We start from the raw sequence: 13,768 nt of genomic DNA, 5'->3' as shown, positions 1-13,768 counted from the left end.
GGTTCACCGGACCCCGGCGGAAAGGCATCATGAAGCCCGTGCCCCACGCGACATCGCTTCGCCGCGCGCCCGTCCAGCGGCGCAGCGCCGAACGGCTGACCAGGATCCTGGACGCCTGCGCCGAACTCCTCGACGAGGTCGGCTACGACGCCCTGAGCACGCGCGCGGTCGCCGAGCGCGCCGGAGTCCCCATCGGCTCGGTCTACCGCTTCTTCGGCAACAAACGGCAGATGGCCGACGCCCTCGCCCAGCGCAACCTGGAGCGGTACGTCGAGCGCGTCACCGAGCGGCTGAAGGACACCCGCAAGGGGGACTGGCGGGCCGCCATGGACGCCGTCCTGGACGAGTACCTCGCCATGAAGCGCACCGCGCCCGGCTTCTCCCTGGTCGACTTCGGCAACCAGATCCCGGTCGGCGTCCGGCAGGCCGAGCCCAACACCCGGGTCGCCGACCGGCTCATCCAGCTGCTCTCCGGCTATCTGGGCCGCACCCCGGACGAGGAACTGGGCCGTGTCTTCCTGGTCGCCGTGGAGACCGCGGACACCCTGGTCCAGCTGGCCTTCCGGGTCGACCCCGCGGGAGACGAGGCGATCATCCACGAGACGCGGGAGATGCTGCGGGCGTATCTGGCGCGGGTGCTGGACTGACGCGTGGTGCACCGGTCGGGCCGGCAGGCCCGCAGACCGGTGCGTCCGGATCCCGCGTCCTGACGGCCGCCGGCCGACGACCGCGGAAAGACAAGCCCTGGCGAGCGGTTCGCCGAGACGGTGGAGCTCGTCCGCGCGCTCGCCGGGACCGGTCCGTGGTGAGGAATCGGGGTGAAACCGGGGCCGGGCACCACCACAGGTCCTGCCGGCCGGCGAGTACGCGATCTCACCCATCAAGGGCTCCCCTTCATGCCGACTGGTCGGTATCCTCGCCTGACGTCCGTGCGGCATCGCCGACGTCACCCACCGGGAGGACCCGTGTCCCGCACCGCCCTGCGTATCTGCCCGCTCTGCGAGGCCACCTGCGGGCTGACCCTCACCGTCGAGGGCACCCGCGTCACCGGCGCCCGCGGCGACCGGGACGACGTCTTCAGCAAGGGGTTCATCTGTCCCAAGGGCGCCGCCTTCGGTGCCGTCGACGGCGACCCCGACCGGCTGCGCGCCCCGCTCGTGCGCGAGGACGGCACCCTGCGCGAGGCCACCTGGGAGGAGGCCTTCGACGCGGTGGCCGCCGGCCTGCGCCCGGTCGCGGAGCGGTACGGCCCCGACGCCGTCGGCGTGGTCCTCGGCAACCCCAACGTGCACACCATGGCCGGCGGCCTCTACCCGCCCCTCCTGGTCGGCGCCCTGCGCACCCGCAGCCTGTTCACCGCCTCCACGGTCGACCAGATGCCCAAGCACGTCTCCAGCGGGCTGCTGTTCGGAGACGCCAACGCGATACCGGTGCCGGACCTGGACCACACCGACCATCTGCTGCTCCTCGGCGCCAACCCGCTGGAGTCCAACGGCAGTCTGTGCACCGCCCCCGACTTCCCCGGCCGGCTCAGGGCCCTCAAGGCCCGCGGCGGCCGGCTCACCGTCGTGGACCCGCGCCGCACCCGCACCGCCAAGCTCGCCGACCGGCACCTCGCGATCCGCCCCGGCACCGACGCCCTGCTGCTCGCCGCGATGGCACACACCCTCTTCGCGGAGGACCTGGTCGACCTCGGCCACCTCGCCCCGCACGTCCAGGGCGTCGAGGAACTCCGGGACGCACTGGACGACTTCACCCCCGAAGCCGTGGCCCCCGCCTGCGACCTGGACGCCGGTGACATCCGCGCCCTGGCCCGCGACCTCGCCGCCGCCCCCACCGCCGCCGTCTACGGCCGCATCGGCAGCTGCACCGTCCCGCACGGCACCCTGGCCAGCTGGCTGGTCGACGTCCTCAACATCCTCACGGGCAACCTGGACCGCCCCGGCGGCGCCCTCTTCCCGCAGGCCGCCACCGACAGGACACCCCGCCCGGCGGGTCCCGGCCGCGGCTTCGCGCTCGGCCGCTGGCACTCCCGGGTGAGCCGGCACCCCGAGGCCAAGGGCGAGTTGCCGCTCTCCGCGCTCGCCGAGGAGATCGACACCGCCACCGACGAGGGCACCCCGGTACGGGCCCTCATCGCCATCGCCGCCAACCCGGTGCTCTCCGCGCCCGACGGCGAACGCCTCGACAAGGCCCTGGAGTCCCTGGACTTCATGGTCAGCGTCGACCCGTACCTGAACGAGACCTCCCGCCACGCCGACGTCGTGCTGCCCCCGCCCCCGCCCGCGCAGAGCCCGCACCACGACTTCGCCTTCAACACCCTCGCCGTGCGCAACCAGGTCCGCTACAGCCGTCCCGCCGTCCCGCTGGAGCCCGGCCGCATGGCGGAGACCGAGATCCTCGCCCGGCTGGTCCTGGCGGCGAGCGGCATGCACGGCACCGACCCGGCAGCCGTCGACGCGATGGTCATCGAGCAGACCCTCGGCAAGGCCGTCCGGGACGCGCACGGGCCGGTGCACGGCCGCGACCCGCACGACCTCGCCGCCCGGCTGACCGGCGACAACGGCCCCGAGCGGCGGCTCGACATGATGCTGCGCCTCGGCCCGTACGGCGACGGCTTCGGCGCCCGGCCCGACGGGCTGAGCCTGGCCCGGCTGCTCGACCACCCGCACGGCATCGACCTCGGCCCGCTGCGCCCGCGCCTGCCGCAGCCGCTGAAGACCCGCAGCGGCAAGGTCGAGCTGCTGCCGGAGCCGATCGCCGGCGACCTGCCCCGGCTCCGCGCGGCCCTGCGCGAGCGCCCGGCGGGTCTCGTCCTGGTCGGCCGCCGCCATCTGCGCTCCAACAACAGCTGGATGCACAACGTGCCCGCGCTCACCGGCGGCAGCAACCGCTGCACCGTGCACATCCACCCCGAGGACGCCGCCCGCCTCGGCGTCCGGGACGGCGCGGCCGTACGGGTCAAGGGCGCCGGGGGAGAGGTGGTGGCCCCCGCCGAGGTCACCGACGGCGTCCGGCCCGGGGTGGTGAGCCTGCCGCACGGCTGGGGCCACGACCGGCCCGGGACCCGGCTCCGCCACGCCGCCGCCGACCCCGGCGTCAACGTCAACCAGCTGCTCGACGGCAGTCTGCTCGACCCGCTGTCGGGCAACGCGGTCCTCAACGGCGTCCCCGTTGAGCTCTCGGCGGTCGCAGCACAGCCGTGACCTGGAGTTTTGCGCTTATTGCTCGCGCGTCAACGTCTTGTTAACGCCGTTTGGACGGACCTAACGTCATCGCACCGCCGACCCCCAGGTGGGATGTTCAAGGGCGAACGTTAGGTATCCACTCATGCTGACCATCCTCGGCTTCGCCATGATCGCGACCTTCCTGGTCCTGATCATGCTGAAGAAGATGTCGCCGATCGCGGCGCTCGTGCTCATACCCGCGCTGTTCTGCGTGTTCGTGGGCAAGGGCGCCAAGCTCGGCGACTACGTCATCGACGGCGTCACCGGCCTCGCCCCCACCGCGGCGATGCTCATGTTCGCGATCGTCTACTTCGGTGTGATGATCGATGTCGGCCTCTTCGACCCCGTCGTGCGGGGCATCCTGAAATTCTGCAAGGCCGATCCGCTGCGCATCGTGGTCGGTACGGCGATCCTCGCCGGGATCGTCTCCCTGGACGGCGACGGCTCCACCACCTTCATGATCACCGTCTCGGCGATGTACCCGCTGTACAAGCGCCTGAAGATGTCCCTGGTCGTGATGACCGGCGTCGCCGCGATGGCCAACGGTGTGATGAACACCCTGCCGTGGGGCGGCCCCACCGCCCGCGCCGCCACCGCCCTCAAGCTCGACGCCGGCGACATCTTCGTGCCGATGATCCCGGCCCTCGCCATGGGCCTGCTGTTCGTCTTCGCCCTCGCCTACGTCCTCGGCCGCCGCGAGCGCAAGCGGCTCGGCGTGCTCACGCTGGACGAGGTGCTGGTCGAGGAGAACGAGACGGTGCTCGTGGGCGCCGGCTCCGGCACGGCGGCCCGGCCCGCGGCGGGTTCCGGCACGGGCATCGCAGACGCGGCGGGTTCCGGCTCCGGCACCGGTCTGCCCGGCGACGAGCACGCCGACGAGGACTTCCAGGGCCTCGACCCGAACCGTCCCACCCTGCGCCCGAGGCTCTACTGGTTCAACGCGCTGCTCACGGTCACCCTGCTCACCGCCATGATCATGGAGTGGCTGCCGATCCCGGTGCTGTTCCTGCTCGGCGCGGCCCTCGCCCTGACCGTCAACTTCCCGCACATGCCGGACCAGAAGGCCCGCATCGCCGCCCACGCCGAGAACGTCCTCAACGTCTCCGGCATGGTCTTCGCCGCCGCCGTCTTCACCGGCGTCCTGCAGGGCACCGGGATGGTCGACCACATGGCAAAGTGGCTGGTGGGCAACATCCCCGACGGCATGGGCCCGCACATGGCCCTCGTCACCGGCGTACTGAGCATCCCGCTCACCTACTTCATGTCCAACGACGGTTTCTACTTCGGCATCCTGCCGGTGCTCGCCGAGGCCGGGCAGGCGCACGGCGTGCCCGCGGTGGAGATCGCCCGCGCCTCGATCATCGGCCAGCCCCTGCACATGTCCAGCCCGCTCGTCCCGGCCGTGTACGTGCTGGTCGGCATGGCCAAGGTCGAGTTCGGCGACCACACCCGGTTCGTGGTCAAGTGGGCCGCGCTCACCTCGCTGGTGGTGCTCGGCGCCGGGATCCTGTTCGGCATCATCTGATCACCCGACGGAGGTCGTACCCATGGCGCCCGGTGGGAACCGCGGCTGGCTGCTCCGCCTCGTCATCGCCTTCTCCTTCGTGCAGGGGGCGGTGTCGATGGCCCGGCCCGCCGTCTCCTACCGGGCCCTCGCGCTGGGCGCCGACGAACGCGCGGTCGGTGTCATCGCCGGTGTGTACGCGCTGCTGCCGCTGTTCGCCGCCGTACCGCTCGGCCGGCGCACCGACCACGGCCGCTGCGCGCCCCTGCTGCCGACGGGCGTGGTCCTCGTCGCCGGCGGCTGCGCGCTGAGCGGGCTCGCCGGCTCGCTGTGGGCGATGGCCCTGTGGAGCGGGGTGATGGGCCTCGGCCACCTGTGCTTCGTGATCGGCGCCCAATCGCTGGTGGCCCGCCAGTCGGCGGCGCACGAGCAGGACCGCAACTTCGGCCACTTCACCATCGGCGCCTCCCTCGGCCAGCTCGTGGGCCCGATCGCCGCGGGCGCGCTCATCGGCGGCCCCGACATGGCGCACAGCAGCGCGCTCGCCCTCGTGGCGGCGGGCGCGGGCGCGGCCGTCGCGTTCACCTCGCTGTGGCGCATCGAGGACCGTACGGCCGCCGGCTCCGGCCCGCGGCAGGGCGCCCGCGTGCCGGTCGCCGGCATCCTGCGGGCCCGGGGCGTGCCCGCGGGCATGCTGATCAGCCTGTCGGTGCTGTCCGCGACCGACATCCTCACCGCCTACCTCCCGGTGGTCGGCGAGCACCGGGGCATCGCTCCCTCGGTGATCGGTGTCCTGCTCAGCCTCCGGGCCGGCGCCACCATCGCCTGCCGGCTCGTGCTCACCCCGCTGCTGCGGCTGCTCGGCCGGCCCGCGCTGCTCACCGTGACCTGTCTGCTGGCCGCGCTGCTGTGCGCGGGGGTGGCGCTGCCGGTGCCGGTGTGGGCGCTCGGCGCGATGCTCGCGGTCCTCGGCTTCTGCCTGGGCGTGGGCCAGCCGCTGTCGATGACGACGGTGGTGCAGGCGGCTCCCGACGAGGCCCGCTCCACCGCGCTCGCCCTGCGGCTGACCGGCAACCGGCTCGGCCAGGTCGCGGCGCCCGCCACCGCGGGTCTGGTCGCCGGTCTGGCGGGGGTCGCTGCGCCGTTCGTGATGCTGGGGGCGTTGCTGCTGCTGTCGTCGGGAGTGGCGCTGCGGTCGCCGGGCCGGGCCGGCGGCCCGACGGGACGGGTGACCGGGAAGGGGCCGAGGCGCCCGGGATTGCGCCGCACGAGCGATCTCTGACGGCGCGTCGGGCCCGGGTGCCGACGGCCCCCGGGGTGGATGACGCAGAGTCCAGGCGGAAGAACGATTTGTATGAAAATCGTCTGAACTTGGAGGATTGCGCATGCCCACCCTGACACTCCCACGCGCCGCCGGCTCCCGCGCGGGCGCCGCAGTCGTCCTCACCGCCCTAGCCGCGGCCGGCGCGTCTTGGGTGGCGGCGCCGGAGGCGGCGGCCCAGGGGGAGAACGGCGACATCCGGATCCACGACGAGCGCCACCTCCACGGACCGCTCGTGGGATCGGCCAAGGACGACCCGGTGGTCTGCAGGTTCTATCTGGAGGCCGTCAACTTCGACACCCTCACCGCCGTCGCCTACACCATCACTCCGCAGCCCCCGCTGGCCACCGCTGCCACCGTCACCGGCACCATCCAGCTCGCGGGGGGCGCCGGGCACACCGACCCGCTGGGCCTGGCGGACGGCCAGTACAAGATCAGCTGGGCCGTGGGCACCCCCGTGGCGCTGAAGGAGAAGGTCTTCCGCGTCAACTGCAGGGACGGGCGCCACGAGGGGGCCAACGGTCCCAACGGGCAGATCGCCGACCCCCAGCACAACGACGGGTCCTGGGGCCAGGGCGGCGACCACAACGGCCCCAAGGGCGGGGTGCACGCGGGCGGCGGCGGTCTCATCGACACGGCCGCCGCGTACTCCCCGGTGGCCGCCGCGGGTGCCGTGGGCCTGATCGCCGTCTGCGGTGTCGTGTACGTCCGGCTGATCCGCCGGCGGCCCCATGGTGCCGCGTAGGTACCGACGCAGGCCCTGGTACCGGACCCGCGCCTACCGCCTCGCCAGGACGGCCCTGCTCGCGGTCGTCCTGGTGACGGTGGGCTCCCGGTGCGGGGCGGGCGGCGCAGCCGCCGGGCACGCCCCGGAGACCGTGGCGGCCGGCGGGGGCGGCGCCGAACCGGCCTCCGCCGCTCCGCCGCCGCCCCGCCCGCTGCCCCGGTCCCGGCCGACATCCTTCCGCGTGCGCTTCCTGGGCATCGACGCCCCCGTCATCCCGCTCCGCCTCGACCGGAACCGGCAGCTGGAGACACCGCCCGTCGACAGGCCCCGGCTCGTCGGCTGGTACGAGGGCGGCCCCACGCCGGGCGAGGCCGGCACCGCCGTCGCCGTCGGGCACCGCGACACCAGGACCGGTCCCGCCGTGTTCGCCGGGCTCGCCCAGGTCGGTCCCGGCAGGCGCATCGAGGTCGGGCGCGCGGACGGCCGTACCGCCGTCTACTCCGTGGACCGGGTGAAGGTCTACGACAAGGCCGGCTTCCCCGACAAGGAGGTCTACGGCCCGGCCGGCCGCCCGGAACTGCGGGTGATCACCTGCGGCGGCCTCTTCAGCCGGCGGACCGGCTACACCAGCAACGTGGTGGTCTTCGCCCACCTGACCGCGACCAGGTGACCGGCGGGCCGGCCGGCGGGGACTGCGTGTCCGCGCCGGCCGGCCCGTTCGCGATGATGTCCCGGAACGTCCGCGGCCCAGGAACGTCTGGCGCCAAAAAACTATCATCGCTAGTTTGTGTGCCGGACGACGCGGACCCGCCGGGAGGACACACCATGAAGGCACATGACGGCCTGTACATCGACGGCGCCTGGCGCCCCGCCGAGAGCAGGGACGTGATCGACGTCGTGAACCCGGCCGACGAGCAGGTCGTCGGCAGGGTCCCGGCGGGCGGCGCGCTGGACGTCGACACCGCCGTACGGGCCGCGCGCGCCGCCCTGCCCGCCTGGGCCGCCACACCGCCCGCCGAGCGCGCCGCGCGCCTGGCCGCTCTGCGGGACGCCCTCGCGGCCCGCAAGGACGAGATCGCCGAGACGGTCACCGCGGAACTGGGCTCGCCCCTTCCGTTCTCGCAGAACGTGCACGCCGCCGTGCCGATCGCCGTCGCGGGCTCCTACGCCGAGCTGGCCGCGACCCACGCCTTCGAGGAGAAGGTCGGCAACTCCACGGTCCTGCACGAGCCGATCGGCGTGGTCGGCGCGATCACCCCCTGGAACTACCCCCTCCACCAGATCGTCGCCAAGGTCGCCCCGGCCCTCGCCGCCGGCTGCACGATCGTCCTCAAGCCCGCCGAGGACACCCCGCTCACCGCGCAGCTCTTCGCCGAGGCGGTGCACGAGGCGGGCGTGCCCGCGGGTGTGTTCAACCTGGTCACCGGCCTCGGCCCGGTCGCCGGACAGGCCCTGGCCGAACACCCCGGTGTCGACCTGGTCTCCTTCACCGGCTCCACGGCGGTCGGCCGGCAGATCGGCGCGGTGGCCGGCGCGGCCGTGAAGAAGGTCGCCCTCGAACTGGGCGGCAAGTCCGCCAACGTCATCCTGCCGGGCGCCGACCTCGCCAAGGCGGTGAACGTCGGGGTCGCCAACGTGATGTCCAACTCCGGTCAGACGTGCAGCGCCTGGACCCGGATGCTGGTCCACCGCGACCGGTACGCCGAGGCCGTCGAACTGGCCGCCACCGCCGCGGCCAGGTACGGGGACCGCATCGGTCCGGTCGTCAGCGCCGGGCAGCAGGCGAGGGTGCGCGGTTACATCGAGAAGGGCATCGCCGAGGGCGCCCGGCTGGTCGCGGGCGGCCCCGAGGCCCCGCGCGAGAAGGGCTACTTCGTCAGCCCCACGGTCTTCGCGGACGTCACACCGGAGATGACCATCGCCCAGGAGGAGATCTTCGGCCCGGTCCTGTCGATCCTGAGGTACGACGACGAGGAGGACGCCCTGCGCATCGCCAACGGCACGGTGTACGGGCTCGCGGGCGCGGTCTGGGCCGCGGACGAGGCCGAGGCCGTGGCCTTCGCCCGCCGCATGGAGACCGGCCAGGTCGACATCAACGGCGGCCGGTTCAACCCCCTCGCGCCCTTCGGCGGCTACAAGCAGTCCGGCGTCGGCCGCGAACTCGGCACGCACGGGCTCGCCGAGTACCTGCAGACCAAGTCCCTCCAGTTCTAAGGAAGTCCGACACCATGGCCGTACGAGCCGCCGTCCTGCCCGCCATCGGCGCCCCGCTGGAGATCACCGGCATCGAACTGCCCGACCCGGGCCCCGGCCAGGTCCGGGTCCGCCTCGCCGCCGCCGGCGTCTGCCACTCGGACCTGTCCCTGTCCAACGGCACCATGCGGGTTCCGGTCCCGGCCGTCCTCGGCCACGAGGGCGCCGGCACGGTCGTCGCCGTCGGGGAGGGCGTCACCCACGTCTCACCCGGCGCCCCGGTGGTCCTCAACTGGGCCCCCTCCTGCGGCGGCTGCCATGCCTGCACGCTCGGCGAGGTCTGGCTGTGCGCCAACGCGCTGAACGGCGCCGCGGACGTCTACGCCCGCACCACCGACGGCACCGCACTGCACCCCGGGCTGAACGTGGCCGCGTTCGCCGAGGAGACGGTGGTCGCCGCGTCCTGCGTGCTGCCGCTGCCGGAGGGCGTGCCGCTGGCGGACGCCGCGCTGCTGGGCTGCGCCGTCCTCACCGGCTACGGGGCCGTCCACCACGCGGCGAAGGTCCGCGAGGGCGAGACCGTCGCCGTGTTCGGCGTCGGCGGGGTCGGCCTCGCCACCCTCCAGTCGGCCCGCATCGAGGGCGCGTCCCGCGTCATCGCGGTCGACGTCTCGCCGGAGAAGGAGGAACTGGCCCGCGCGGCCGGCGCCACGGACTACGTCCTCGCCTCCGACACCACCCCCCGGGAGATCCGCGCCCTCACCGGCAAGCAGGGCGTCGACGTCGCCGTGGAGTGTGTGGGCCGCGCGGTCAGCATCCGCGCCGCCTGGGACTCCACCCGCCGGGGCGGCCGTACGACGGTCGTCGGCATCGGCGGCAAGGAGGAGCAGGTCACGTTCAACGCCCTGGAGATCTTCCACTGGGGCCGCACCCTCTCCGGCTGCGTGTACGGCAACACCGATCCGGCCCGCGACCTGCCGGTACTCGCCGAGCACGTACGGGAGGGCCGGCTGGACCTGTCGGCCCTGGTCACCGAGCGGATCGGACTGGAGGGCATCCCGGCGGCCTTCGAGAACATGCTCGCGGGGAAGGGCGGCCGGGCCCTGGTCCTCTTCTAGCGCTGCGACCGGAGAGGCCGACCGGCACGGCGCCGCCCCGGCCTCCGCGCGAGGCCGGGGCCGCAGGCGTGCGGCGCGACGCGGTGCTCACCGTCTCAATTCCGCGTCAGCTCACCCAGCTCGTGCTGATCCCGGCCGCCGCGGCGCTGTCCGACCGCATCGGCCGCATCCGGATCTACGCGTTCGGCGCGGCCGGCATCGCGCCGTGGGCCGTCCCGCTGTTCCTGCTGATCGACACCGGCTCGCTGCTGTGGCTGGCGGTCGGCACCTTCGGCGCCGGCTGTTTCCTCAGCATCATGTACGGCCCCAGGCCGCCCCGTTCGCCGAGCTGTTCACGCCCGAGATGCGCTACACCGGCGCCTCCCTCGGCTATCAGATCGCGGCCGTGCTCGGCGGGGGCCTCGCGCCCTTCGTCATGGTGCTGCTGGAGACGACGGGCACCTCGATGGCGGTCTCCGGCCACCTCGTCGCCCTCGCCGTGATCGCCCTGCTCTCGATCAGGGTCCTTGCGCGCAGGGCGGGTTCCCGCTGAACCCGGCACGCCCCCGGGCCGCGGCTCCCCGGCCGCGTCCCGGGCGCGTGCCCGCGGACACCGTCGAGCCCGCCCTCCCGCACTCGGGGCCGGCCCGCACGCGGGGCCCCGCGCACGCCGCCCACCCGGGGTCAGCGCAACGCCGTCGCCTCGATGCCCAGCAGGTCGCACAGGGCCCGCTCTCCCGACGGGGTCACCTTCACGGCCCGCTCGGACCCGATCCGGACACACCACCCGGCGTCCAGGACGTGCCTGCACAGTGCGGCACCGGCCGCCCCGGCGAGGTGGGGCCGCCGTTCGGTCCAGTCGAGGCACCCGCGGGCGAGCGGGCGGCGCCCCGCGCGATCGAGGGGGATGCCCGCCGCACCGAACCACTCCAGCCCGGCGTCCGTCAGCGCGAACCCGGAGTCCTGGCGCAGCAGGCCCCGCTCGGTCAGCGCGTCGGTGACCGTGGTGCCGAGCCGCCCGGCCAGATGGTCGTAGCAGGTGCGGCCCCGGGCCATGGCGGCGCCGGCGCTCGACTGCCGCAGGGTGCGCGGAGCCTGCCGCGCGGCCGTCTCGGGCACCTGCGCGGCCAGGTCCTCCACGAGCTGCGCCACCCGCGCGCCGGCCAGCCGGACGTACCGGTGCCGCCCCTGCCGTTCCTCGGCGAGCAGGCCGCCCGCCACCAGCCTGCCCAGGTGCTCGCTCAGCGTGGACGGGGCGACCCCGGCGTGCCGGGCCAGCTCACCGGCGCTCCGGGCCCGCCCGTCCAGCAGTGCGAGCAGGCACGCGGCGCGGGTCTCGTCGGCGACCAGCGAGGCGAGTGCGGCGAGGCCGGCGGCCAGGGGCTCCTTCGTGCGCATGCACCCAGCATGCGGCAGTGACACTTCGGCGCCGGCCGAAGCCTCCTCACGCGCCCTGCCGCACCTGCTCGTACTGCTGCGCCAGCCCGTCCAGCAGCGCCGTCAGCCCCGTCTCGAAGGCCCGCTCGTCGATCTTCTCCTGCTGCTCGGCGAGCAGATGGGCCTGGCCGAGGTGGGGGTAGTCGGCGGGGTCGTACGCGCTCGCGTCGTCCACGAAGCCGCGGGCGAACGAACCGAGTGCCGAGCCCATGATGAAGTACCGCATCAGCGCGCCGATGGAGGTCGCCTGGGCCGGCGGCCAGCCCGCGTCGACCATCGCGCCGTAGACCGCGTCGGCCAGTCGCAGCGCGGCGGGACGGCGGCCGGGGCCGTGGGCGAGTACCGGGACGATGTTCGGGTGGTCGCGCAGGGCGGCCCGGTAGGAGACGGCCCAGTCGTGCAGCGCGGTCCGCCAGTCCCGGCCGTCCTCGAACATCGACAGGTCGACCAGCGCGCTCACCGAGTCCGCGACCGCCTCCAGGATCTCGTCCTTGGTGCCGAAGTGGTTGTACAGCGAGGGCCCGCTCACCCCCAGCTCCGCGGCGAGCCGGCGGGTGGAGACCGCCGCCAGGCCCTCCCGGTCCACGAGGTCCCGGGCCGTCTCGACGATCCGGTCGGGGCTGAGGAGGGGCTTGCGCGGTCGGGCCATGGCGCACATAGTAGGGCTGCGACTGGAAACTAGCAGTGCTAATTTAAATGTACGGCTTTCAAGGTGTGGGGTGATCTCGTGGTGAACCTGGGGCTCGGCGAGGAGCAGACGGCCGTACGGCGGCTCGCCCGGGACTTCGTGGAGCGCGAGATCGCCCCGCACACCGTCGCCTGGGACCGTGCCGAGGAGGTCGACCGGGCCATCGTGAAGAAGCTCGGTGAGGTCGGTTTCCTCGGCCTGACCGTCGACGAGGAGTACGGCGGCTCCGGCGGCGACCACCTCTCCTACTGCCTGGTCACCGAGGAGCTGGGCCGCGGCGACTCCTCGGTCCGTGGGATCGTCTCCGTCTCCCTCGGGCTCGTCGCCAAGACGATCGCCGCCTGGGGGAGCGAGGAGCAGAAGCGGCGCTGGCTGCCGGGGCTCACCTCGGGCGAGTACGTCGGCTGCTTCGGCCTCACCGAGCCCGGCACCGGCTCCGACGCGGGCAACCTCACCACCCGGGCGGTGCGCGACGGCGACGACTACGTCGTGAACGGCACCAAGATGTTCATCACCAACGGCACCTGGGCCGACGTCGTCCTGCTCTTCGCCCGCTCCACCGACACCCCCGGCCACAAGGGCGTGTCGGCCTTCCTGATCCCCACCGACACCCCCGGCCTGACCCGCCGCACCATCCACGGCAAGCTCGGCCTGCGCGGCCAGGCCACCGCCGAACTCGTCCTGGAGGACGTGCGCGTGCCCGCCTCGGCGATGCTCGGCGAGGAGGGCAAGGGCTTCTCCGTCGCCATGTCCGCGCTGGCCAAGGGGCGGATGTCGGTGGCCGCGGGCTGTGTCGGCATAGCCCAGGCCGCGCTGGACGCGGCCGTCCGGTACGCCGGCGAGCGGGAGCAGTTCGGCAAGCCCATCGCCCGGCACCAGCTGGTGCAGGAGCTGATCAGCGACATCGCCGTCGACGTGGACGCGGCCCGGCTGCTGACCTGGCGGGTCGCCGACCTCATCGACCGCGGGCAGCCGTTCGCCGTCGAGTCCTCCAAGGCCAAGCTGTTCGCCTCCGAGGCCGCCGTGCGCGCCGCCAACAACGCCCTCCAGGTCTTCGGTGGCTACGGTTACATCGACGAGTACCCCGCCGGGAAACTCCTGCGCGACGCCCGCGTGATGACCCTCTACGAGGGCACCAGCCAGATCCAGAAGCTGCTCATCGGGCGCTCCCTGACCGGGGTTTCGGCCTTCTGAGTACGTTGCGCCGCGTGCGAGTACCTCTTTGAGTATCCCGGCGGATGGAGCCCGGGCCGCGTCCGCCGATGCTGGGGCCATGAGTGACACACCGGTCAAGCAGCAGAGCACGGCCGCGTTCTACGGCCAGGCCGTCGCCTCCTTCGCGATCGCCATGGCGGCCACCGCCATCGGCATCTTCCGGCTCGACGCCGACGCCTGGGTGCGCGGCTTCCTGGCGATCGCCGTCCTCTACCTCGTCACGTCCGCCTTCACTCTCGCGAAGGTCATCCGGGACCGGCAGGAGGCCGGGCAGCTCGTCAGTCGCGTCGACCAGGCCCGCCTGGAGAAGCTGCTCGCCGACCACGACCCCTTCGAGAAGCTCTGAGCGGCTACGCTAA

Annotated in this window: 12 protein-coding genes and 1 pseudogene; 11 read left to right on the top strand and 2 right to left on the bottom strand. The window is 73.5% G+C overall.

Annotation, left to right across the window (positions count from 1 at the left end; all coding sequences use genetic code 11):
• Nucleotides 1-29 precede the first annotated feature (29 nt).
• The 9 genes and pseudogenes from S1361_RS09485 to S1361_RS09445 form a co-directional block, all read left to right on the top strand.
• Nucleotides 30-647: a TetR/AcrR family transcriptional regulator gene (locus tag S1361_RS09485; RefSeq protein ID WP_208031399.1), complete on the top strand. Its 618-nt coding sequence runs from the start codon at nt 30-32 to the stop codon at nt 645-647.
• Between the two features lie 318 nt (nt 648-965).
• A complete protein-coding gene (locus S1361_RS09480; RefSeq protein ID WP_208031398.1) occupies nt 966-3,206 on the top strand; it encodes a molybdopterin oxidoreductase family protein in 2,241 nt (746 codons plus the stop codon).
• A 124-nt stretch (nt 3,207-3,330) separates the two neighbouring features.
• Nucleotides 3,331-4,752, top strand: coding sequence for a CitMHS family transporter (locus tag S1361_RS09475; protein WP_208031397.1), 1,422 nt, complete (start codon nt 3,331-3,333; stop codon nt 4,750-4,752).
• Between the two features lie 22 nt (nt 4,753-4,774).
• Nucleotides 4,775-6,013, top strand: coding sequence for an MFS transporter (locus S1361_RS09470; protein ID WP_208031396.1), 1,239 nt, complete (start codon nt 4,775-4,777; stop codon nt 6,011-6,013).
• 103 nt (nt 6,014-6,116) lie between these two features.
• On the top strand, nt 6,117-6,797 hold the full coding sequence (locus S1361_RS09465; RefSeq protein WP_208031395.1) for a hypothetical protein: 681 nt from the start codon (nt 6,117-6,119) through the stop codon (nt 6,795-6,797).
• A complete protein-coding gene (locus S1361_RS09460; protein ID WP_208031394.1) occupies nt 6,784-7,449 on the top strand; it encodes a class F sortase in 666 nt (221 codons plus the stop codon). The genes S1361_RS09465 and S1361_RS09460 overlap by 14 nt, the downstream gene beginning before the upstream one ends.
• Nucleotides 7,450-7,604: 155 nt before the next feature.
• Complete coding sequence (locus S1361_RS09455; protein ID WP_208031393.1) at nt 7,605-8,993, top strand: aldehyde dehydrogenase family protein; 1,389 nt, start codon at nt 7,605-7,607, stop codon at nt 8,991-8,993.
• Nucleotides 8,994-9,007: 14 nt separating this feature from the next.
• On the top strand, nt 9,008-10,090 hold the full coding sequence (locus S1361_RS09450; RefSeq protein WP_208031392.1) for a Zn-dependent alcohol dehydrogenase: 1,083 nt from the start codon (nt 9,008-9,010) through the stop codon (nt 10,088-10,090).
• A gap of 65 nt (nt 10,091-10,155) precedes the next feature.
• A pseudogene (locus S1361_RS09445) lies at nt 10,156-10,622 on the top strand (MFS transporter); the annotation flags it as partial.
• A gap of 131 nt (nt 10,623-10,753) precedes the next feature.
• On the opposite strand, the gene S1361_RS09440 reads toward S1361_RS09445, so the two are convergent.
• Both S1361_RS09440 and S1361_RS09435 read right to left on the bottom strand, forming a co-directional pair.
• Nucleotides 10,754-11,467 (bottom strand): ArsR/SmtB family transcription factor, encoded by a 714-nt coding sequence (locus tag S1361_RS09440; protein ID WP_208031391.1) that lies wholly within the window; start codon nt 11,465-11,467, stop codon nt 10,754-10,756.
• Between the two features lie 46 nt (nt 11,468-11,513).
• Entirely contained in the window at nt 11,514-12,155 is a 642-nt protein-coding gene (locus S1361_RS09435; protein WP_208031390.1) for a TetR/AcrR family transcriptional regulator, read from the bottom strand.
• Between the two features lie 81 nt (nt 12,156-12,236).
• Between S1361_RS09435 and S1361_RS09430 the strand changes: the two genes are divergently transcribed.
• Together S1361_RS09430 and S1361_RS09425 are read left to right on the top strand one after the other, a co-directional pair.
• Nucleotides 12,237-13,388, top strand: a complete 1,152-nt coding sequence (locus S1361_RS09430; RefSeq protein WP_208036532.1) for an acyl-CoA dehydrogenase family protein — start codon at nt 12,237-12,239, stop codon at nt 13,386-13,388.
• A gap of 79 nt (nt 13,389-13,467) precedes the next feature.
• The gene (locus tag S1361_RS09425; protein ID WP_208031389.1) at nt 13,468-13,755 is read left to right on the top strand and encodes a YiaA/YiaB family inner membrane protein; all 288 of its coding nucleotides are present in this window, start codon (nt 13,468-13,470) and stop codon (nt 13,753-13,755) included.
• Nucleotides 13,756-13,768 lie beyond the last annotated feature (13 nt).

The organism is Streptomyces cyanogenus, assembly GCF_017526105.1.
GTDB classification, from domain to species: Bacteria; Actinomycetota; Actinomycetes; order Streptomycetales; family Streptomycetaceae; genus Streptomyces; species Streptomyces cyanogenus.
This window is presented reverse-complemented; position numbering and strand designations above follow the sequence as displayed.